Annotated in this window: 16 protein-coding genes and 3 pseudogenes; 9 read left to right on the forward strand and 10 right to left on the reverse strand. The window is 41.5% G+C overall.

The window, feature by feature from the left end:
• Positions 1–17 precede the first annotated feature (17 nt).
• Both HWQ58_RS37660 and HWQ58_RS37665 read right to left on the reverse strand, forming a co-directional pair.
• Positions 18–122: pseudogene (locus HWQ58_RS37660) on the reverse strand (IS1 family transposase); the annotation flags it as partial.
• 57 nt (positions 123–179) lie between these two features.
• Positions 180–782: pseudogene (locus HWQ58_RS37665) on the reverse strand (TetR/AcrR family transcriptional regulator); the annotation flags it as partial.
• Between the two features lie 61 nt (positions 783–843).
• On the opposite strand from HWQ58_RS37665, the gene HWQ58_RS37670 reads away from it, so the two are divergent.
• Positions 844–1827 (forward strand): Rieske 2Fe-2S domain-containing protein, encoded by a 984-nt coding sequence (locus HWQ58_RS37670; RefSeq protein ID WP_292873957.1) that lies wholly within the window; start codon positions 844–846, stop codon positions 1825–1827.
• Between the two features lie 611 nt (positions 1828–2438).
• Here the strand turns inward: HWQ58_RS37670 and ligA are convergent.
• Positions 2439–4475 carry an NAD-dependent DNA ligase LigA gene (ligA, locus tag HWQ58_RS37675; protein ID WP_292873850.1) on the reverse strand — a complete coding sequence of 679 codons (2037 nt, stop codon included), beginning with the start codon at positions 4473–4475 and terminating at the stop codon, positions 2439–2441.
• 314 nt (positions 4476–4789) lie between these two features.
• Here ligA and HWQ58_RS37680 point away from each other — a divergent pair, with 314 nt between their 5' ends.
• Positions 4790–5299 carry a GNAT family N-acetyltransferase gene (locus HWQ58_RS37680; protein WP_292873852.1) on the forward strand — a complete coding sequence of 170 codons (510 nt, stop codon included), beginning with the start codon at positions 4790–4792 and terminating at the stop codon, positions 5297–5299.
• 554 nt (positions 5300–5853) lie between these two features.
• Here HWQ58_RS37680 and glgB read toward each other — a convergent pair.
• The 3 genes from glgB to HWQ58_RS37695 form a co-directional block, all read right to left on the reverse strand.
• On the reverse strand, positions 5854–8145 hold the full coding sequence (gene glgB / locus HWQ58_RS37685) for a 1,4-alpha-glucan branching enzyme (protein WP_292873854.1): 2292 nt from the start codon (positions 8143–8145) through the stop codon (positions 5854–5856).
• Between the two features lie 274 nt (positions 8146–8419).
• A complete protein-coding gene (locus HWQ58_RS37690; RefSeq protein WP_292873856.1) occupies positions 8420–8752 on the reverse strand; it encodes a hypothetical protein in 333 nt (110 codons plus the stop codon).
• Between the two features lie 513 nt (positions 8753–9265).
• Positions 9266–9463: a hypothetical protein gene (locus HWQ58_RS37695; protein ID WP_292873858.1), complete on the reverse strand. Its 198-nt coding sequence runs from the start codon at positions 9461–9463 to the stop codon at positions 9266–9268.
• A gap of 502 nt (positions 9464–9965) precedes the next feature.
• Here HWQ58_RS37695 and HWQ58_RS37700 point away from each other — a divergent pair.
• The 4 genes from HWQ58_RS37700 (at position 9966) to HWQ58_RS37715 (ending at position 14845) form a co-directional block, all read left to right on the forward strand.
• Positions 9966–10643 carry a hypothetical protein gene (locus HWQ58_RS37700; protein ID WP_292873860.1) on the forward strand — a complete coding sequence of 226 codons (678 nt, stop codon included), beginning with the start codon at positions 9966–9968 and terminating at the stop codon, positions 10641–10643.
• Positions 10644–10739: 96 nt separating this feature from the next.
• Entirely contained in the window at positions 10740–12578 is a 1839-nt protein-coding gene (locus tag HWQ58_RS37705) for a penicillin-binding protein 2 (protein WP_292873862.1), read from the forward strand.
• A 254-nt stretch (positions 12579–12832) separates the two neighbouring features.
• The gene (locus tag HWQ58_RS37710; RefSeq protein ID WP_292873864.1) at positions 12833–13930 is read left to right on the forward strand and encodes an iron-containing redox enzyme family protein; all 1098 of its coding nucleotides are present in this window, start codon (positions 12833–12835) and stop codon (positions 13928–13930) included.
• Positions 13931–14149: 219 nt separating this feature from the next.
• Complete coding sequence (locus tag HWQ58_RS37715) at positions 14150–14845, forward strand: SAM-dependent methyltransferase (RefSeq protein WP_292873866.1); 696 nt, start codon at positions 14150–14152, stop codon at positions 14843–14845.
• A gap of 153 nt (positions 14846–14998) precedes the next feature.
• Here HWQ58_RS37715 and HWQ58_RS37720 read toward each other — a convergent pair whose 3' ends face one another.
• Complete coding sequence (locus HWQ58_RS37720; RefSeq protein WP_292873868.1) at positions 14999–16174, reverse strand: DUF3466 family protein; 1176 nt, start codon at positions 16172–16174, stop codon at positions 14999–15001.
• Between the two features lie 35 nt (positions 16175–16209).
• Positions 16210–17232 carry a glycerophosphodiester phosphodiesterase gene (locus HWQ58_RS37725; RefSeq protein ID WP_292873870.1) on the reverse strand — a complete coding sequence of 341 codons (1023 nt, stop codon included), beginning with the start codon at positions 17230–17232 and terminating at the stop codon, positions 16210–16212.
• An 859-nt stretch (positions 17233–18091) separates the two neighbouring features.
• Between HWQ58_RS37725 and ovoA the strand changes: the two genes are divergently transcribed.
• The gene (ovoA, locus tag HWQ58_RS37730; protein ID WP_292873872.1) at positions 18092–19429 is read left to right on the forward strand and encodes a 5-histidylcysteine sulfoxide synthase; all 1338 of its coding nucleotides are present in this window, start codon (positions 18092–18094) and stop codon (positions 19427–19429) included.
• A gap of 197 nt (positions 19430–19626) precedes the next feature.
• Here the strand turns inward: ovoA and HWQ58_RS37735 are convergent.
• A pseudogene (locus tag HWQ58_RS37735) lies at positions 19627–19844 on the reverse strand (hypothetical protein); the annotation flags it as partial.
• 208 nt (positions 19845–20052) lie between these two features.
• Positions 20053–20316 carry a hypothetical protein gene (locus HWQ58_RS37740; RefSeq protein ID WP_292873874.1) on the reverse strand — a complete coding sequence of 88 codons (264 nt, stop codon included), beginning with the start codon at positions 20314–20316 and terminating at the stop codon, positions 20053–20055.
• A gap of 796 nt (positions 20317–21112) precedes the next feature.
• On the opposite strand from HWQ58_RS37740, the gene HWQ58_RS37745 reads away from it, so the two are divergent.
• Both HWQ58_RS37745 and HWQ58_RS37750 read left to right on the forward strand, forming a co-directional pair.
• A complete protein-coding gene (locus HWQ58_RS37745) occupies positions 21113–21994 on the forward strand; it encodes an Npun_R2479 family HD domain-containing metalloprotein (RefSeq protein WP_104908142.1) in 882 nt (293 codons plus the stop codon).
• A 121-nt stretch (positions 21995–22115) separates the two neighbouring features.
• On the forward strand, positions 22116–23231 hold the full coding sequence (locus tag HWQ58_RS37750) for an ABC transporter permease (RefSeq protein WP_292873877.1): 1116 nt from the start codon (positions 22116–22118) through the stop codon (positions 23229–23231).
• Positions 23232–23507 lie beyond the last annotated feature (276 nt).

Here is a 23507-nt window from a genome sequence, read left to right on the forward strand (position 1 = left end):
ATAACCGATCGCTGGGAATTCTCTACTAACTGTTTGCCACATTCCTTACAGCGATAACACTGTTTCCCCCGTCGATACCCGTTTTTGGATAACTGCTTCGATTGACAGCGGGGACATATCATTACTTTCATTACATTACTCAACTGATTGTCATCCATATATGGCTCTAAATATGAGACCATCAAGTCCTCAATCTCTTGAGTCAACTGTTTACGGTACTCCTCATCGGGGCTGCGAAGTGCCGCTAGCATAACCGCATTGCTACTATGCACACACACTTCTGCTAGTAAACTGTAATGTTCCTGCTTCAGTGCGGGATTTCGCTGCTTCAGCATATTCGCCATAAAGTTGATCGCCTCTTGGGTCATGCTTTCATCGATCGACTGGAAAATTTCGCGTGCCAGAAAAAACTGCACAAACACCACCTGCGATACTGGCTGTTCAAATAGTTTTGCAACAGTCGTTACAAGCGCATGAATCATTTGACGGAGTGGCAACTGGACAATTATAGGGATGTCTACCTGTGCCCACATAGCCTTCACCCGCTCAACATGGCGTAACTCCATCGCCTTGAAAATAGCAGCTTTGTCAGGGAAAAATTGATACAGAGAGCCGATCGCTGTCCCTGCTTTTGCTGCAATCTGATGAGTTGTTGCTGCTTCATAGCCCATTTCATCAAATACAGCAGCAGCAGCATCTAGGATTTTTTCAACTCGTTCCTTACCTCGCTGCTGTTTGGGTTGGTGGCGCAAGCTACTTGACGAATGTGAATATTTTGTCATATTTTAGAAATGCGACAAATCTTTCACAATTTTATCTTTAGTGGAGAATCCTATGCAATCTATGCTTCCTGGAGCGCCTTGGTTATTAGCGCACAAGTCTATGCTGACAGTGAATCAACCTCGAAAAATTTCTTTATATGGTGCTGACTATGTGATGTGGAAGGATACTGTTGGAGACATCCATGCTTTACCCAACGCTTGCCCCCATCTGGGAGCGATGCTATCAGAAGGATGGTGCGAAGCCCAAAGCGGTCGGACAAGTGCTATAGTCTGTCCGTTTCATGCCCTGAAGTTTGATGGTGAGGGCTGCACTGTGTTGCCCGGATCGAGCAAGAAAACATTACCTCAACTGAAACCTTTAGAACTAAAAATTCAAGGTGATTTCGTCTGGTCTTATGGGGAATACGAGCCAAAAATATCCATTCCTACTGTGCTGAATGAAATTGCAAACACCTACTACTTTGTTGGGCATACCGCAGATCGAAGTATTGAGACAGACTTACTAAGTATGCTGCTGAATATGCACGACTACAATCATCAAAACGGCACTCATCGGGACTTATTTCGGATTACTGAGGTGGAATTTCATCAATTCATTGATAATGGGCATCACTCCCATGCGTTTTATGATATGCCCACGACCCCTTACAGTTTAGTGGAAAAGCTCAGAAAACCGGATTTATTTCTGCTACCCAACACTATTAAGGCCCATCTGGAAAATCATTTCCCATCCCTGGTGATTTTTCATGGAGAAATGCCGTTGGGTAAAGCGGCGCAGTGTCACATTTTTGTGCCAGAAACGGAGAATCGGACACGAACTTACATTTTGCTATTCGGTCAAGCCAAGCATCCTGCTTTTAAGGTTTTTGGCAACACTTATCTCAAGTTTGGCAAGGTCATAGTGGATCAAGATACTGATATTCTTGGAAAAATTTATCCAGATACACCTCAGAAAATTAAACTCAACAATGAAATAGGTATGGATTGGGTACGACGTAATTTTGAAAGCTTCCCTAATGTAGTTTCACCTAATCTTTCAAAGTAAATTTCGAGAATATTTTCCGATGTTGCTACTTTACCTATAAATGCCTGAATGTAGTTGGCGATCGCATTTAAGCAGTCAGCCAAAGCTATCCGTAGTGGCTCGTAAGGTCTAAAAGGCCACATTACTAAGGAAAGTAGCATCGCTCATTCACCTGCAATTAGACATAGCAGCGATCGCATGAGGCTGTGATTGGATCGGAAATCTGAGGAAATTACTTCGATTCAGCTGAATTTTTTTGTTAATAAAATAAAATTTTTATCTGAATTATCTTAATATTTTGATATATTCAGATTTATTCTAATTGATAGTGGGTATTGCTTATTTGCAATCTCAGGGTATTGACCCGAATAACTTGCCCCCGTTTGAGTAGCTACCGTGTATACACAAGTCGAGTTGGGAATCAAATAGACAGAAAAGAACGGAAAATTATTTTTAAAATCCTTGATTTTCCGTTATCTCTATATGAATAATCTGACATTATTGATAATTAACTAGATTAATATCATGTCCGGTTAAACACTTATAATATCTGTAGGTTGGGTTGAGGAACGAAACCCAACACTGGATTCTTTCAGGAAATATTATATAGCATTCCACGCTTTTACCTGATTTTAATCTTCAAGCATTTCCAACAATTGCGCCTCAATTAACTGTGTAATTCCCAACAAAATTGCTTTTTCTAACTTGGAACCGGCATCTTCTCCTAATACTAAATAATCTGTTTTTTTACTCACTGAATCAGTCACTTTTCCCCCAGATTTTTGAATCAATGCCTTCGCTTCATCTCGCTTTAAGGTTGGCAATGTTCCCGTAATTACAAAAGTTTTACCTACGAACTTTTGATTGCCATCTCCAACTATTTTTGTTTCCTCTGGGGCAGTTAATTGCAATCCTTCTGCTTGTAAGCGTTCTATCAACTTTTGATTAGCGTCAATCCGAAACCATTGGTATACTGATTGGGCAATTTCAGCACCAATACCGTAAATGCCTTCAATATCTGATTGCTTTGCTGTAGCTAACTGGTCTACAGCGAAATATTTCTGAGTCAACAATTGAGCATTTACACTGCCAACGTGACGGATACCTAAACCATACAATACTCTTGACCAAGGTTGATTTTTTGATTGAGCGATCGCATCGATCAATTTCTCTGCCGACTTTTTCCCCATCCTTTCCAATTCACATAATTTCTCTGCTGTCAACTCATATAAATCAGCAACGGAATGCACCAAACCTTTATCAACGAGTTGATATACCAGCTTTTCGCCCATGCCTTTAATATCCAAGGCATCACGACTTACCCAATGTTCAATGGAACCTTTGAGAATCGCCGCGCAGGAAGCATTGACGCACCGAGTCACCGCCTCACCTGATTCTCGCACCACCAGTTGACCGCAGACTGGGCAATGGGTAGGCATAACAAAGGGTTCGGTGTTAACGGGACGGAGTTCTTTGATTACCCTCAGCACTTCTGGAATGATTTCCCCAGCTTTGCGGACAATCACAGTATCGCCAATGCGGATGTCTAATTGAGTAATGCGATCGCTATTATGTAAAGTGGCGCGGGAAACCGTTGTTCCGGCCAGTTGCACCGGGCGCATCTCTGCTAATGGCGTTAACGCCCCCGTTCGCCCTACATTTATAGCAATATTTTCCACACGAGTAGGTGCTTCTTCGGCTGGGTACTTCAAAGCGATCGCCCAGCGGGGAAATTTCTGCGTAAACCCTAGCTGTTCCTGAAGTTTAAAAGAATTCAGCTTTACCACTACCCCATCTGTCATGTAGGGTAAATTCAGCCGTTCTGTGTCCCAATATTCATAATATTTTGCCACTTCTGCGATCGAAGCACAGAGTTTGTGGTTGGGGTTGACTCGAAAACCCATCTTTTCCAACAACTCCAAAGCTTCCCATTGGGTATTCGCAATACTGGTGTCATCTCTACCAGGAATGTGCAGGGTGTAGCCAAAGAAATCTAACCGCCGTTTAGCGACAATGCGAGAATCTAGTTGCCTGAGTGTACCAGCTGCGGCATTACGGGGATTGGCAAATAATTGCTCGCTTGCCTTTTGCCTTTCCTCGTTGATTTGTTTAAATACTTCCAACGGCAAAAACGCCTCGCCTCGCACTTCCACCCTTTCTAGAATTTCTAACCCTTCAAAATTCAAACGTAAGGGAATTGAGCGAATTGTCCGCACATTTTGAGTGATATCTTCACCCGTTACCCCATCACCCCTAGTTGTGCCTCTAACTAGAATGCCATTTTGGTAGGTAAGAGCCAAAGCAGAACCATCAATTTTAAGTTCACTGACATATTCCGCTGAATCTATTTTCGGTACTTGTCGCCGCCAACGCCGATCCCACCCTTGCAACTCATCAATATTGAATGCATTCTCCAGACTATACAAGGGGATATTGTGCCGCACCGAGGTAAACTGCGTATGCCTAAGCTCACCCACGCGCTGAGTCGGACTATCGGGTGCTGTCAATTCTGGATATTGAGTTTCTAGTTGTTGCAATTCTCGATATAGCTGGTCATAGATTGCATCCTCCATGATTGGAGCATCTAGGACGTAATAAGCATAACTTGCTTGTTGCAATAACTGGCGTAATTCTTCTGTGCACTTTACTTCCGGCTTAATCTGTGTCATTAGAATTATTATAAAATATCTAGAATTAGAGCTAACAAATCATACATTTGTACTATACAAAATTTTTTTTGGCTTTTGAGCTATATCCAAAGCTAAATAAGTTTTACCAAATCTTCCGCTACTCAGTACTTGAATAGGGCGATGTGTCGCAAACTTCAGTAGTGCGCTTCCCCTGAGTACTAAGTATAATTCCACTGGTAAAAAATGTAGAGCGATCGCGAGTAAATGAAGTAGGGGAACAGCCGTGCATCCAATCAAGCTAGCTATTGTTGTCTTACTTTAGACATTGGCAAGTGTCGTCAAAGATGTATGACATGGCAGCTTTGTATTATGATTTATATTACAAAGAATACATAACAAAATCATTGCCATTACAAATGAAAGAAGAAATCCTAACGTTCACCGTTGAGCATTTGGATGAATGCGCCAATTTAGCCGTTGAAGTATTCAATGGTGAGCTTCCCAATCAGCATTGGACACGAGAAACCGCTCGAGTAAGGTTACAAGAAATCTTTAACACATCCGGATTCGTCGGACTTGTATGCAGAAGTTGGGAGATGCAGGGATTTGTTGTTGGCATTTGTGAGCAATGGGAAAATACTCTTCGCTTCGAGTTGAAAACAATTTGTGTCCGATCTGATAGACAAGGTCACGGAATAGGGACAAACCTACTTCAGCAACTAGTCAATACACTTAAATCAATGAACGTTAACTCGATTTACCTTCTCACCTCAAAAGATGGGTTGGCTGAGGCTTTTTACACAAAGAATGGCTTCCAAAGAAGTCCACGGATGATATTTATGTCACATCAACTTATTCAATAGTCGTTAATTTATACAAACTAGAAAAGTTGTAAATAAAGCGTTTTAACTGTTTCTGTTACAAAAATTTACAACGTATCCCATTTTGCACGTATCCCGGCTGTACCCCAAGTAGGGGTACAATATGTTGCATAGGTGTCAACTTAACGTGAAAGCCAGCCTATAACCAGCTTTTAGATATTGTCTCGTTCCCAATCGGAGACTGGGAATGCCGTCCTAGAGGCTCTGCCGCCTGCCGCCAGCAAGGGAGGCGGAGCTACTAGGAGCAGCATTTCCAGCCAGAGGCTGGAAACGAGGTTTTAAAGGAGTTTCAGCTTAAGTTGACACCAATGAATATGTTGTGCCCCTACGATTATCTGTAGCTTATCTTGCCGTAGCCTCTGGTAGAGAAGTTCCAATCTGCTGTAAAAAAATGTAGAGACGTAGCAGTGCTACGTCTCTACAAGGGTTATGAATAACGAATATTTAATTTCACCAGAGTCTATTAGACAACTGGGTTGAGTAGCTGTCAATAAACAAAATTATGTCTAGGGTAGGGCAGCACCCACCCCAAATTGTTATCCAATTACCTCAGCAGTCTTCTTCTTATCCAACTTGAGAATCAACACACCCAAAGGTGGTAAACATAAATCCAGTGAATAAGGATGACTGTGCAAAGACCACTCATCCGTCCATTTACCACCTAAATTGCCCATATTACTGCCGCCATACTGACGAGCATCACTATTAAACAACTCAGTATAAAATCCCTTTTGCGGTACACCGATACGGTAGTGAGAATGGGGTTGTGGTGTAAAATTGCAAACGACGATCGCGAAATCATCAGAATCCTTGTCACGACGCATGAAGGCAACTACACTATGGCGGTTATCGCTACAGTCAATCCACTCAAACCCTGCTTGGGCAAAATCCTGGGTATACAAAACTGGTTCAGAACGGTAAAGATAATTCAAATCGTGGAAAAACGTTTTTAACTGTTGGTGGGCTTCATGTTGCAATAAATGCCACTCCAAATCTGTCCAATCATTCCACTCACTCCATTGCCCAAACTCCATGCTCATAAACATGGTTTTCTTGCCTGGGTGAGCAAACATATAGGTAAATAAACAACGCACATTAGCTAACTTTTGCCATGTATCTCCCGGCATTTTGCCGATGATATTGCTCTTGCCATGCACGACTTCATCGTGAGACAGGGCCAGCATGAAGTTCTCAGTGTGGTTGTACCACATACTAAAGGTGATATTGTTTTGGTGGAACTGGCGGAACCAAGGGTCCATGCTGAAGTAATCCAGCATATCGTGCATCCAGCCCATATCCCACTTCAAGTTAAAGCCCAGTCCGCCTGTATAGGTAGGCCAAGATACCATTGGCCAGGAAGTGGATTCTTCCGCAATTGAAAGAACACCGGGGAAATAGCTAAAGATAATGTTATTTACCTGACGCAGAAAATCTGCTGCTTCTAGGTTTTCTCTGCCGCCGTACTGGTTGGGCAGCCATTCTCCTGGTTCGCGGCAATAGTCGTTATAGAGCATCGAGGCAACAGCATCGACACGAACCCCGTCAATGTGGTATTTGTCAAACCAGAAGAGAGCATTTGCTGCTAAGAAATTACTAACTTCATGGCGACCGTAATTGAATACCAAAGTACCCCATCCTTTATGTTCGCCTTTGCGGGGGTCAGCGTGTTCGTATAAATGGCTACCATCAAAGAAAGCTAAACCATGCCCATCTTTGGGAAAGTGACCAGGAACCCAATCTACAATTACCCCTATATCATTTTCGTGACATTTGTCAATAAAATACATCAAATCTTCGGGTCTGCCAAAACGCGAGGTAGGGGCATAGTAACCAGTTACTTGATAACCCCAAGAACCATCAAAGGGATGCTCCGCAATTGGCAGCATTTCTATGTGGGTGTATCCTAATTCTTTGACATAGGGAATGAGTCGGTCAGCTAGTTCTCGGTAGGTAAGGAAGCGTGCGCCCGGCTTTAGTCCAGAAACGACAACTACTGGTTCAGTTTCACCATTGGGAAGTTTAGCTGGTTCTGCACTCGAAGCGTGTAACCAAGAGCCTAAATGCACTTCGTAAACTGAAACTGGCTGAGTTAGGGGGTCAATATGACGCCGCTTTTCCATCCAGTTTTCATCACTCCAACTATAAACATCTAAATCAGTGACAATAGATGCCGTTTTCGGGCGAAGTTCTTGCTGGAAACCGTAGGGATCGGATTTTTCGTAAATGTGTCCTTCAAAATTTTTGATTTCGTATTTGTAATGCTCTCCCACACCGATTTCAGGAATAAATAATTCCCAAATTCCGGTGGGGCCTTTACGCATCTGATGTTTACGCCCATCCCAGAGGTTGAAATCTCCCAGCAATGAAACATTACGAGCGTTGGGTGCCCAAACGGCAAAATAAACGCCCTTAACGCCGCCTATTTCCGTGGGGTGCGCTCCCAGTTTTTCATATATCCGGTGATGGTTGCCTTCACTAAACAAATGCAAGTCAAAGTCTGTCAAGCGGGGAGAACGGAAAGCGTAAGGGTCATAGATGACACGCTCATGTTCTCCTTCTTTAATCCGTAACTGGTAGTTTGCAAGTTCGGCAGTTTCAATGGTGCATTCAAAAAAGTGAGGATGATGCACCGTTTGCATTGGGTATTCTTTACGTTGTTCAGGAAGAACAACCCATGCTGCACTTGCATTTGGTAGGTAGGCCCGCACAGCCCAGACAGTTTTGCCGTCTTGCTCTATGGGATGAGAGCCTAATATTTCAAAGGGATCGTTATGCTGATTCCAAACGATGCTGTTAACCTGTTCAGGGGCGATCGTGGTCATGGACATGAAGCTACCTAAGTGAAATAACGTGATTGACTAAATCTACTTTTGTAATATCTATATATATTCTTTACATTTATTTGCAATTTTGTCGCCACCGTTATCCTACATCAGAATGGGGTATTGGGCATGAGGCATTGGGCAAAACAGTGCTGAGTGCTGAGTGCTGAGTTAAGAGTTATTCTCCCCTCTGCCCCACTCAGCACTCAAAACTCGGAACTCAGCACTCTTGAAGGGCATGGGGCATTGGGCAGAGGATGAATGACTAATGACTAATTTATCAAAAATTTAAAAATGGGAAAAACTGCAATAGTGTTTTACGTAAGCGAAGCAAGAAAATCTGTTCTCGAATTTTGGGGTCTAGTTTTGGTGGCGGGACTTCTTGTAGCTGGGCTTGCAATTGGATATACTCGGCAGCTGTTAGGAATCTTCCATCAATAGGCGATCGCGCTTCTATAATAATCTTTGTCCGTAATATTTCTTCTGGTGTATCCTCTGGTGGCGGTAATGCTATTGCTGCCGATTTCCAATAGCTACTTAAGACAATCGAAGTTACAGTAATTACAATTAAGCTCAGTAATTTTATAGGTTTTCTCGTTTTAACTTTCCTCATCTCCCGAACTACGTTCACAACGCAGGATGAAAATCTGTTTTTCTCGTGCCCAAATTTTCCCAATAAAAATCTGGCAATATCAAGGGAGATACCAGGTCTTTCCTGATACGGAATAGACTACAGGAATGCTCAAGAGCAATTGCCAGCGATCGCGATAAATTATTTTACACTCTCAAAACTCAGTAGTATAAGTAATTTAAAATGCAAAACGAGGGAAGTATCTGCCTACAAAATAGCTTAGATTCACTCAACTCCTTTGAACTGAGAACAAGGTTTGAGCGGGCGCGACTTTTAGAAGGACACTTGGTAGAGGACATAACCCTCTTTACCAGTGTCCTCTACTTCCTGCCCTACTAGTTGATATTTGAGCAAACTCTAGGCTCCAATCGACCATCATAAAAATGAGGTTTTTTTGTGAACCCAATTAATTCAAGCGGATGTTTCGAGCTATGTAGTGAGGAAAGCTGTCACTAAGTAGTTCTGGGCGTGATTTAAACTAAAGTTTAAAATGCCTTATTTAGGAGTCGCTGCGGGAGTAGTTGCAGGAGTCGCTGCGGGAGTCGTGGCAGGAGTAGACTTAGCAGGTGCATCAGTTGGTTCACCTGTAGCAGCTGGAGTAGCAGTACCACCACCTTCACCACCACCTTCACAAGCCCCAAGAATTGCAGCCAGACTTAACATTAGAGCCAAACCAAAGATTTTTGTTTTCATAACTCCTCTTTCACCAATTGTGGCTAGAACAATTTTTCGCCTGTTGAATACGATACCGTATTTATTGCTTTTTTTAAATTCTGCGAGATTACATACTTAAAAAAAACAATCCTTTGGGGTATTGTTTTTGGAATTACGTAGCCTGATTAGTTTCTCTTAACTCAGGAGCAAAACGAAAATTACCAAACTTATTTAGCAAATGGAGCTATGATAGCAAAAAATTTTATTTTTTTCACAGAGTATTGCATCTGGCTACCTGACGTTGCCATACTTTAGGGGCGATACCTAAAGGGTAAGCTGTCCAGTTTCTAGTCGCTGATTGCAAATATTGCATATCTAGGGGATGCAAACATTGATACAGCTACCTATCAGAAAAGTTAAAAGGGTGTAGTCTGTTATGTGTGCTTGTTGCACAGAAGGTTATTTTAACCTTAGCAAAACAGACAATCAAGACAATCAATCGAAAGTGCAGTATTTTCTATCTAAAAAAATTTAAAAATTTATGGTAGTTGCTCGTAAATCTACTGTTTCTACAAGGGGTAATTGGTTCCGGCGAGATTCTATCCTTTCTTTAGGGAGGCGATCTGCGCGTATGGAGTCAGCAGCACAGAGCGCTTCTACACCACTATCATCTCAAAGACAACAGCGTATATCGAAAAATTTAGTGGTTTCTCCCACAAATGAGGCAGTTGTAGCCAAATCAGTGAAACAGTTGGGTAGACAACAATTACCAAATCTCAATGAGCAGTTGAATGCGAACCGAAAGACTCTGGGGGTAGGTTTTCTTGGCCTTCCCACAATGCCTAATTCTGGAACCGCACCTTTGTGGTTGCTGCGCTTGTACACCTTTCATCGTTATTCGTCAGTTGTGGCGTTCTTGTTAGTAGCATCGACACTTACTGTTTATGCTTGGACAGTCTATTCTCAAGAGATTTGGGGTCAGTCATATCGCAGACTGCAAAACCTCCAACGTCATGAACGGCTGCTAACAACAACCAACGCGACGCTGAAAAATAAAATGGCTAATGAAGCAGAACAACCAACAGCAGGGCTGGTATCGCCAACTCCTGAAGGGGTGATTTTTTTGCCTCCAGCATCTCAAAGTCCTAAGCCAGCATTGCCTAACACAACGCCAAATTCTGAAACGCAACCGCAAACACTCTCGCCACTGGGATACTAATCCCTAAGAGTCATTTGTCATTTGTCATTAGTCATTAGGACTGAGACTTCTGGTTAATCACAAAAGGCAACAGACAAAGGACAAAGGACGAACCCAATGCAGAAGTCACCAAGCAGAACAAAATTCAGAAAGTTTCAGAATCCAGAATTCACAGGGCGACACAAGGGTGATAAACGAGGGCTTTTGGGAAAATTAGCCTCTAATATGCAAGACCAAACATCCAACACTAAGTCCCGACTGTTCATCGTCTGGGGCGTATTAATGGCATCAGGGTTGGGGTTGGCTATTAACTTGTATAATCTACAAATTGTCAAGGGGCCAAAGTTAACTGAACAGGCGCGCAACCAGCAAATGGTAAATTTGCGACCTTTTATGCCCCGTCGCCCAGTGATAGATCGCAATAGCGATCTGTTGGCTATTGACCGTCCTGTATATACTTTGTACGCTCATCCCAAGCTGTTTGATAAGTCTAATGAAGATATGGCAGAGCGACTTGCCCCGATTTTGGCAAAAGATACTGCTGAATTGGTGAAAACTTTTGAAAGTAAAAAAAGTGGAATTATCCTTGCGCCAGCCTTACCAGAAGAAATTATTGATCGCGTCATCTCTTTGCGCTTAAATGGCCTGGAGTGGATTCAAAAATACTCCCGATTTTACCCGCCAGACGATTTGGTTGCTGATGTGGTGGGCTATGTGAATGTTGACCGTCGCGGTCAAGCTGGTGTGGAATACTCTCAAGAGAAGTTGCTAGAACGTCCTGTGCAAACGGTGCGGCTCAGTCGGTCGGGGAATGGGGCCCTGATGCCCGATCGTGCGCCCGAAGGTTTTTTGCATTTTGACGATTTGCGATTACAACTTACTATCGATAGCCGTCTGCAACGAATTGCCCGTGTTGCGCTCAAACAACAGATGGAGAAGTTTGACGCCAAACGTGGGGCGGTAATTGTCATGGATGCATTGGATGGTTCCTTACTCGCCCTCGTTTCTCAGCCCACTTATAATCCTAATGAATATACTAAATCTGATATCTCGCTATTTAAAAACTGGACAGTAGCGGATCTTTATGAACCGGGATCGACTTTTAAGCCTTTGAATGTGGCGATCGCTCTAGAAAATGGCATCATCAAACCAGATGATATATTTAATGACTCCGGTTCGATTCGAGTCGCTAATTACACTATCAAAAATGCGATGAATAATGGTAATGGGCGAATCAGCATCGCTCAAATTTTGCAATATTCTAGCAATATTGGCATGGTGCAAATTATCCAACGTTTAAAGCCTTCAATTTACTACAACTGGTTAGAACGATTGGGACTAGGACAAAAAGTTGATACAGATTTACCTTTTGAGGTTGGGGGACGGCTCAAAAGTCAAGAAGAATTTATCGCTTCCCCGATTGAAGCAGCTACTACTTCCTTTGGACAAGGCTTTTCCATGACACCGTTACAGTTAGTGCAAATGCACGGTGCTCTAGCGAATGGCGGTAAGTTAGTTACACCCCATGTAGTTCGCGGGTTGATTGATAGCAAAGGGCAGATGCATGATTCACCCACTCACACCATCCCCCGGCAAATTTTTTCAACCGCAACAACTCAAAAGGTTGTGGAAATGATGGAAACTGTTGTTACTGAAGGCAGCGGGAAGCCGGCACAAATTCCGGGATATCGCATTGCTGGTAAAACTGGTACAGCCCAAAAAGCTAGTCCCAATGGCGGCTACATCAAGGGTGCGAGAATGACCAGTTTCGTGGCTATTTTACCCGTGGAATCTCCTCGCTATGTAGTGTTCGCACTGGTAGATGAGCCAAAAGGAGAAAGTGCCTATGGTTCTACTGTCGCCGCGCCAATTGTGAAGTCGGTAATCGAAGCACTGATTCCTCTTGAGGAGATTCCACCCAGTAAGGCAATTGAGCAACGGACGCAAGTGCCTTAGGGATTAGGGAGCAGGGGAGCAGGGGAGCAGGGGAGCAGAGGGAGCAGGGGGAGATGAGGGAGCAGGGGGAGATGAGGGGGAATTATTGAACAAGTCTCTCCCTTATCTCCCTCATTTCTTCTCCATACCCCTTTATTTTGAAACTTAATCTTTCTTTATAACCAGGGAAAGATGTACACAAAGCTACTTGTGTGAAAAGTTAAGTATTAGAGGTGAAATTAATTTCTCACTTTTGCAAAGCTACCAAAGATTCCATGCAAAGCAATTTAGTTATATTTCCTAAAGCTGGGGCTGCGAAAAATAGCACGCAAACAGAAGAAAGAACAATTACCCAGTACGACCATGCTGAGGAGCAATTTATAGAACTGCTAGCAATGGAGGATTTGGACAATCAACTGGATGTAAAACCTGCAAGAGCTAGTCAGTTTGAACAGTCGCTCTCTATGGCAATTGGCGCTGCTTATGGAAACGATCGCTCTGATGAACAGGCTCACCGTTTTCTCCAACGGATACTTTATCGAATTAATCGGCTAAAACTGTTTTGGTACGACGATTTGCGGCATTATACCAATGAGCGATCGCTGTATTTGTACTCTTGTCGTGACAAAATTGAAGCTGCTTGGCAACAGTGGGAATTGGCACAAATCGATGTGGCTGCATTGCAACAATTGGATGTAAAACAAGCTTTAATTGAGCGTGCATCTGCCGATTTAAATCCACCTTTATCGGAGGATAGCCGCTACATTCGTGAGGAAATGACTGAAGCTGGCTATCGTCATTTGCTAGCGATCGGCTCCTTTGATGGTTTGGTTGAAGGTAGTCGTCTTTGCTACGTATTGGGTGGTGCTGCTAATGAAGTGCAGTGTACGCTGGTGCGAGTACTATTAGAAGAATACGGCAACGGTCGTTTATCCCGCAAGCACTCGACATTTTTTGCTCAAATGCTGGCTGAGTTTGGGATGAATACTGAACCAGAAGGATACTTCGATTTAGTGCCTTGGGAAGTCCTAGCTTGCGATAATCATAACTTTTTGACCACTGATCGCAAACGCTATTTCCTACGTTACAGTGGGGCGTTGACATTTTTTGAGGTGGCTGGTCCTGCGGCTTACAAAAACTATCTGGCGGCAGCGCAACGCTTGGGACTCTCAGAGGCGGCGATGGGTTATTGGGAACTACACATCAGGGAAGATGAACGCCACGGTCGTTGGATGTTAGATGATGTAGCTTTGCCTTTGGCAGAACGGTATCCCAATGATGCGTGGGAACTGCTGCTTGGCTATGACCAGGAGAAACGAATGGGCGATCGCGCCGCTAGTGCTGTTATGCGATCGATACGCGAAGCAGAATAAGCCGCTTTACTCGCTTTGCTCAATCCAAAAAATTATAAATAGCAGGTTATTCTTAGCGTTTTAATTCGACATTATTTAAGTCATTTTATTGCTAATTCATCTGCAAATACATTTTTTTAGCAACCCTTTGCTAAAAGAATAGTTTTTATTGCCTAAATACAAGGTAATAAATAACCTCATATTAGATTGATTATACCATACACTTTGAAGTGCAGTCAAATGAAAAATATCTTTTTTTGCCCTGAAGAATCTAATTTCTACTCCAACTGCTTAGAAAGCTTTGTGATCAGAAATTGTCAAAATTCTGAATCTATTGTGGAGTTTGGTTCAGGAGATGGCAGCCCTGTAATTAATTCCTTATTGAGAAACAAGTTTGATGGAGTCATTCAGGGATTTGAATTAAATACTTCTGCATGGAAAGTCGCAAATTCAACCATTGATGAATACAATCTCACTAGTAAATACATCATCCATAATTCATCTTTGTTTAATTCTTCTCAACCCGATGCTGAGTATCTTGTAGCCAATCCACCCTATCTTCCCGCACCAGATAACGATATTTATATGCCATTATTATTTGGGGGTATAGATGGAGCTACAGTTACCAACGAGCTTTTATCGTTAGGTTATAAAAATGTGTTGGTTTTAATATCTAGCTTTTCTAATCCAATAAATACATTGAACTTAGCAAAACAGAATGGTTATTATGTTCAAAACTTCATGGTGTTACCTTTGCAGTTTGGCTACTATAGCTCCGATCCCAAGGTAAAGAAGCACATCGAAAAACTCAAAAAAAATCAGATGGCATTTTATTCTGGTAATTATTATTTTTTAGCTGGAGTTTTATTTAAAAAATGCCAGGAGTCTGTAATTGATTTATCTAATCAATTAGCTCAGGTGATGACTAGTTTATGAAAATCGAGAACAACTTAGCAATGATGTCATCCCTTGCCTAAAGTACGATGTGTCTCTAAGCGCGGCCTAGAGACATATCTCAAAGATTTTCAACTAGCATTTTTATAAATGCATATTTCCAACTGATCATTTTTTCTGCCTAAAGTTGTTGCATTAACTTGTTTGTTGTATGGTTGCATTGCTAGAGTGAGGTTTGCGCTTGAACGTTGCAAATAAAATTACAACAGCACCAAACGACAAAATAGGAACACCTGAAGTTGGTTCAGCTACAGAGACAGATGAGGTTGGCGTCAAGAGGAAGGCGTGTAATTCACCATTAACTGCACCACGACCGACAATTTGTCCATTATTATTAATGGCAGATGCTGCTGTCAAGGTAAAGCCAGCCTCTGAACCAGGAGCAATTAGGTCATTTAAGTCGTAGAGAGTGTTATCACTATAAAGAAAAGCCCGTAAACCATTGCCATCTGCGGCAAAAAAGTTATTGTTAGTGCCAGAAAACCCGACTACTTGACCCAAATTATTGATCCCCAAACCAGTACTAAATAAATCTGTAGGACGTAACCTACCGAGGTCTTGCAGTCCTGTGCTGGAACTGTACAGAAAAGTACGAGTATCATTTACGCCAGTGAGTCCCGAACTACCAACTACCTGTCCTGAGTCATTAATATCGTTTGCTTGACTGTATCTGTCACCAGGGAGGGTACCGAGATTAGTGATTATACCGTTGTCGGATAAAAAGGCTCGGCCGGAAGAACCGAAAATGCCAACTACCTGACTTAGATTATTTATGCCATAGGCAACATAATTTTCATTTAAGTTACTGTTAATAATAGTCGTCGTACCATTGTTGTATTGGAAAGCGGCTCCAAAGGGAAAGGCAAGTTTTGGGAATATACCGCCACCATTTGTACCGCCAACTACCTCACCTAAGTTATTGATAGCATAAGGAATGCCTTTAAGACCGATATTTTGCGTTGTTCCATCACTGTAAATAAAGGCGTTATTATCACTGTCAGTTTTACCGATGGAATTACCAATTACTTGCCCCAAGTTATTGATACCAGCCACTCCAAGTTGACTATCACCAGGCAATGGACTAATTTTTTGCAGCGAACCGTTGCTGTAAAAAAAAGAACCGCTTAAAGTATTAATGGCTATCTCACCTGAGTTATTAATATCTGTAGCGTAACTGTAAGCTTCTCCTGTAAGATTGCCTAAGTCAGTAACTGAGTATAAAGATACCGCCAATGCCGACTTGGATGCAGTCAGACTGATTGCGGTGAAGGTTATTGCTGTTATACAGGATTTCCACTTAAGTAAAACCATGTTACTTTGCCGTGATTTTCTATTACCCTACCAAATTACCACTGAACAGTAGAGGCGTGAACTGCCGTATCTGGGTAATCGCTAAATACGCCATCAACACCTAAGTTGAAAAATAGTTCATATTCACCTTGAGGATTTCCTTGAAAATCCAGTGGCAAAAAACAGTCTTCATTGCGGAAAGTCCAGACATGAACTAGCAAACCAGCCGCATGAGCATCGATGACTAAAGATGTAGGCGATGTCTGGCGACAAGCCGCTTTGCGTCTACGCAATTTACCATTGCTGTCTCTAGGAACCAGTAAATTTTTATGAATCCCAATCGCCTGTGCATATTCAGCAATTTCTGCTAAACCTGATGCTGTGACTAAATCTGTATAGGTGCGTTCGCAGCCACTAACGACAAAATCATAAGGTTTACCACTGTTATTCAGCAATTGCACCAGAGGTAAATCAGTCTTTGTGGATAAATCTTGTAAATTACCCACTTCAAAAGACTGAATGAAAACAGGTGCGTTAGCTCCCTGATAACCGTTAGCTGTTAAAGTTGCAAGTAGGGGTGCTTCTAGGGCTAACCCAATAGATTGAAAGTAAGTTGGGTGCTTAGTTTCTGGGTAAATGCCAATCGCCCGATTAATTTCGCCACTTTTAACCTTGACTAAATCGATGATTTCTTGCAGTGTGGGAATTTCTAAGAGTCCATCATAGGCGGTATTTTGCGATCGCAGTTGGGGAATTCGCTCTTTAGCTCGTAGTGTTTTCAGTTCTTTTAGGGTAAAGTCTTCAGTAAACCAGCCAGTTTTTGTTTCGCCATCAATTATTTTAGTGGTTTGAAGATGAGCAAATTCTGGATGGCTTGCAACGTTGGTGGTTTCAGAAATCTCATTTTCATGACGAGCAATTAAAACGGTGTCTTTGGTAGAAACTAAATCAGGTTCAATATAATCAGCCCCAAGTGCGATCGCTAACTCATAAGCAGCTAAAGTATGTTCCGGACGATAGCCGCTAGCACCCCGGTGTGCAATGATAATTGGAGATGCGTCTTGCAAAGTTGTAGTCATTACTTTACCCACCTACACAGAAGAAAGCTATCCGTAGTATGTCGTAGAGAAGCAGTGCGCGATCAGAATTTGATGCTGTAGCCACTTACATCAACTAGTAGGTGTACTTGACCAACCATTTTGTCAACCGTATTGGGTTAACGATATTGCGTTAATAATATCAAAGGTGGATAAATCCAGATCCAATACATTAATCGAGATTCGGAAAAACTCACAATTCAATACAGTTTAGTTTTTTATCGAAACCAAAAAACAAGTATTTTTAGTCTTGCGATCGCTACTCAACCTAAAATTATTTTTAACTCAGGGTAAGTCAAGACAAATAAAACTGTCTAAAGAGGGTTGTAATTTTTCATTGGTAAGAGTTTAACTAGTCTTTATCTTGAATAATATAGTTATTGTTTATTCCTAGTGAATTAATTGTTGGCTGATAGTTGAATTATTCAATAAGTATTAAATTAATCAAATCTGCCATTATAATACCACTAAATCGATACAGTATTAGTCATATTTAAAAAACTAATTATTGAAGAATAAGTATTGCTATTAAATAATAAATCTGTCATATTTAAGAGTTTTATTATCGTAAATTCAAGGTTTTAAGACCCCTACATCTATATGTAGCACCAGTTTCAGTCGGGGTTTAAATGGAACGTAGTTGCCACAACGCTCTTAACCCGCGCAAGGCACTTCTCTTCTCTACGAGACGCTACGCGAACGTCTGAAATGTCTAAAATATTTGAATTTTGAATGCGTGAATTTTGAATTGTTAATCCCTACCTATGCAAGTAAATTCAGGAATCAAATCGGATTTATAGATAATTAATTTGTTTTATTGTTCTATAATAGCAATTTAACCATGAATAATCTGCAATCTGTTAAACCTCCAAAACTTGATAGTTGTAATAACCAAGTTATCCTCGATTACTTTGAGAATGCTTGGCAACTGGAAGATATGTTATTGAAAAGTCTAGTTGGGGAAGAGACATTTTATCTCAATCCCGATCCTTTGAGAAATCCTCTAATTTTTTATCTGGGACATTCGGCTATTTTCTACATCAATAAATTAATTCAGGTAGGATTATTAGAAAAACGCCTCAATCCAGAGTATGAAGTTTTGTTTGAATTTGGAGTCGATCCAGAAAAACCAGAAGAGTTGAATGAAGCGATCGCTCATCTAGAATGGCCGCAAGTTTCACAAACTTGGGAGTATCGAGAACAAGCATATTCTGTAATTTCTGAACTAATTAAGACAACCAAGATTACTCTGCCAATTCATCCCAATCATCCTCTTTGGGCTTTAATGATGGGGATTGAACACCAACGTATTCACATTGAAACTTCTTCGATGTTAATTCGCCAACTGCCTATTGAGAGAGTGAAACGTCCTCAAAATTGGGAATATGCCCCTTTTAATGGTTACACTTCTGAGAACGAAATGATAGAAGTTGCTGGTGGGGTAGTAAAACTCGGTAAAGCCTTAGATGATTCAACTTATGGATGGGATATTGATTATGGCGATCGCACTATTGAAGTTGTACCCTTTTTAGCCAGTAAATATCTGATTACCAATGCTGATTTTATCTATTTTGTTAAGGCTGGTGGCTACGAAAATCAAGAATATTGGGATGAAGAATCTTGGAATTGGAAAACTCGATATAATATTCAATGTCCTAAATTTTGGTTACATGAAAATGGTAGCTACAAATATCGAGCCATGTTTGATGAAATTAACTTACCCCTAGATTGGCCTGTGGAAGTCAATCACTATGAAGCAATGGCCTATTGTCGTTGGCAAGGGAAAGATACTCGCTTAATGAGTGAACCAGAATACCATTTAGCAACTTATGGTAATAGTTTATTAGATGATGTCGAAAATTATAATCTCAATTTAAAATTTGGCTCACCTAGTCCTGTTGGGATGTTAGAAACAGCCAAAAGTAATTCGGGATTATACGATTTGCGGGGTAATGTTTGGGAATGGTTGAGTAATAACTTAAACCCTTTTGCAGGATATCAACCTCATTTTCTTTATGAAGATAATTCTGCCGTCTTTTTTGATGATAAACATCAAATGATGTTAGGAGGGTGTTGGATAACTAATGGTACAGAAGCTTTAAAATATTACCGCAACTGGTTCCGTCCCAATTTTTATCAGCACGCTGGTTTTCGGATTGTTCAAGATATCAAAGCTTAAGAGAATATGCCTCAGTCACATACTATAGCGTTTCTCGTTTGTGTGAGGTACACCCGTAGGGGCACGGCACTGCCGTGTCCCTACACCCTGCGATATAATGTTGTACCGAATCTGAATGGAAACCGCTATATAAGGTTACAGAGATGCAAAAAATTTTGAATTTCTGTTTTGAGATCGAATTTTATCTCAAGATCGCTATCAGAACTGACTGGTAAAATGTCTCGGTTAGATTGGGCAGCAATCAGGCTATTGTTGACAAAAGCTAGTCTTTTATCGCCCATCTTAAATAAGTTGGTCGTTCTTCTGCACTGAGGGTAACAAGAAAAGGCAACTTTGCTTGGATAGTCGCAAAAGCTGCTTTAATTTCTTGGATATCTGCTGGGGAAAGGGACGCGGTAATGTTTTGGTAAGCCATTGGATATTTACTCAGGTGAATCTGTTTGTTATGATTTTCACTGGTAAATGCGATCGCGCAATAAGTACACGGGCGGAAGGAATACGGTTCGGTTAAGGAGACGCGATAAATCGCCGTCTCTACAATTATTGGCCCGATGGTTTCTTGGCAAAGCCATAGCGTAATCTATCCATAATCCAAGTTTGGAAGTTGTCAATGTAGCTAAATATCACCGATACGTTTCGACTGTGGCGATGGTGACTGTCATCGCTGGGTTAACTTTTTTATCCGCTACCACCTTTTGTTGACGGGATGGAAAACGATTTAATACACTCATCCCAACCAAGGCGATCGCAATTCCTAAACCAGTACCCAAGAATAATGGCTTCAACCATCCCCTGGTTAGTTTTTGATCTGATTTGCTTAAAAAACTCCTATCTTCAGAGGTTATAGCTTCTTCCACCTCGACTTCTGCAAGACTTTCATCGCTCACATCACCTCTACTTGCTGTCTATGCATACCAAATCTTGGTATTTTCTTAAGAAAACTTGAAGTTTATTTACTTCGATATCAACTATGACGCATTTCATCATAAATGTCTTTTAGTTATAGTAGCATATAATACAACTTTGCCTATCAGAAAAATTATTAGTAAAAAATGATAATAAATTTTATGTAGATTATGATAAAAAAATCTTTCATCTTTCTTATAGAGCTACTTTATGTCACACACCATCTGTATTTAGATCACTGTCAACCAATACTTAGATATGAAAAACTGATATAGTTCATCTAGATTTATCTAATTAGAATCAAAAGTATTTACAACAGATTGCAAGTTAATCAAGTACAAAAATACCCCTCCCTAACCCTCCCCGTATGTATTGGGGAGGAAACTAGATTAAGAGTTTCCCCTTAATACATCGGGGAGCCACTGCGTTGCGGAGGTTCCCGACGCTCGAGTACTCGCTAACGCTGCGCTATCCGTTATAGCAAGTGGCGTGGGATTAAGGGGGGTAAAGGATGTACTTCATTTAGATACAAAATGCTATATGTATCTTGGCACACCAAGTAATTATTTTTTATACGTAATCAATTATTCCTCTAAAGCCTTTATGTTGTCAGGAAACCATGTATCCAGATATAGATAAAGCTAGCGTTTACAGCTACACGTGAGTTACAAAGGAGCAAACTCCATTACTTTAAATTCCAGCAAGGGTAGCCTTGATTATGGAATTTTGAAATCAATCAAATCAATAAAAAATTGGTATTTACCAGAGTAAGCAGATATGTTCAATGCCACTGAAATTTTAATTGATGCCTTCGTAAATGAAATTAGAGACGGCTATCGCCGCACTTATGGCTGCTTTAAAAATGATTATCAGGACATTATCGCCTGGGCAGGTAACATGGCTTTGGAAAACATTGCCAATAGCGATGCCCTTTACCACAATGTTGAACACACTGTCTTAGTCACCCTGGTGGGACAAGAAATTTTACGTGGCAAACACATCAGGGAAGGCGGTGTTTCTAGTGAGGACTGGTTGCATTGTATTATTTCTTTAGTCAGTCATGATATTGGTTATGTTAAGGGAGTTTGCCGACAAGACCGAGAAACAGCAAACTTATATGCCACAGGTAAAAATGGCAAAATGATTTCTGTGGCTGCTGGCGCTTCTGATGCGAGTCTGACACCGTATCATGTTGATAGAGCCAAGCTATTTATTGATGAGCGTTTTGGAGGTCACAAGTTAATAGATGCTGAGGCAATTAAGAGCAATATCGAATTAACTCGATTTCCCGTGCCTGCGGCAGAGGATCATCAAGATACAAAGTGCTTTGCAGGATTAGTGCGTGCTGCTGATTTGATTGGTCAACTAAGCGACCCGCGTTACCTGAAGAAAATTACTTCTTTATTTTACGAATTTGAAGAAACTGGTGTAAATAAAGTTTTGGGCTATAAAACCCCTGCCGATTTGCGTAACAACTACGCTAAGTTTTACTGGAATGGCGTCTATCCCTATATCCAAGAAGGACTGCATTACCTATCATTGACACAACAGGGAAAACAAATTCTCGCTAATCTCTACTCAAACGTGTTTGTTGTGGAACATGAAAAACAACAGGAAGAACAGCAGCGGTATTTAGAGAAGTTAGCAGTTAAGAGTTAGGAGAGACGCGATTAACCCTTGTCTGTACAGGGGTTGGGAGTTGAAAATTATTAATCATGAGTTATGAATTAAGATAAAAGCTTAATAACTCATAACTCCTAACTTATAACTCCTAACTACTATGGATTGGTGGCGACGACTTAAGAAAAATCCTTTGGCACGCTTTGGGGCAATTTTGCTGTTAATTTTCTATATAGGAGTAATTGCAGCTGATTTCGTAGCTCCTTATGACCCCTATGCTTCACAGCCTAATGGTTCACTGCTGCCACCAACTAAGATACACTGGGTTTCTCAGTCAGGGCAGTTTACCTGGCCTTATGTTTATCCGACGACTCAGGGAGATACCAATTTAGATACAGGCGATCGCGAACTCATTGTAGACTCAACAAAGCCTTCACCCTTGCGTCTATTTGTCTCCGGGGCAGAATATCGATTGTTGCAGATGAGTTTGCCACTACCCCCAAAGTGGGATGAAGTCACAATCTTTTCTGGTATCCCCTTAAATTGGCATTTATTTGGCACAACAACTGGGGCAAAAGTCAATATTTTCGGCACTGATGACCAAGGTCGCGACCAATTTAGTCGCTTGCTGCATGGCGGTCGCATCAGTATGTTTATCGGGATTTTTGGCATTATTATTACCTATCCCCTTGGTTTGCTCATCGGGGGAATTTCTGGTTATTTCGGCGGTGTGACTGATAGCATCATTATGCGTTTGGCAGAAGTGCTAATGACTTTCCCTAGTATTTATCTTTTGGTAACATTGGGTGCAGTCTTACCAGCGGGTTTAAGTAGTACGCAGCGCTTTTTGCTGATTGTGGTGATTACTTCGGTTATTAGCTGGGCTGGTTTAGCACGGGTGATTCGGGGACAGGTACTATCACTTAAAGAGCGAGAATTTGTCCAAGCAGCGCGTGCGATGGGCGGGAACCCAATTTATATAATTATCCGTCACGTTTTGCCACAAACGGCTAGTTATGTAGTTATCTCTGCTACCCTGGCAATTCCCAGCTTTATTGGCGCAGAGGCAATACTAAGTCTCATCGGCTTGGGTATTCAACAACCAGACCCCTCTTGGGGGAATATGTTATCTCTGGCTAGCAATGCTTCAATTTTGGTACTGCAACCTTGGTTAATCTGGCCGCCGGCTGTGCTGATTATTCTCACAGTGCTAGCATTCAACTTACTCGGTGATGGGCTAAGAGATGCCCTCGATCCGCGTAGTTTAAGAAGATAAGCCTTCAATAATAGCAAATGCGTACGCCGAAGTAACAAATGCGTACTCCGAAATAACAAATGCGATCTCCGAAATAGCAAATGCGTACGCCGAAATAGCAAATGCTGTCGCTGATATACCAAATGTGATCTCCGAAATAGCAAATGCGTACGCCAAAATAACAAATGCGTACGCCGAAATAACAAATGCGTACTCCGAAATAACAAATGCGTACGCCGAAATAGCAAATGCGTACGCCGAAATGACAAATGCGTACTCCGAAATAACAAATGCGTA

The sequence above is a fragment of the Nostoc sp. LPT genome, from assembly GCF_017115165.1.
Lineage (GTDB): Bacteria > Cyanobacteriota > Cyanobacteriia > Cyanobacteriales > Nostocaceae > Nostoc.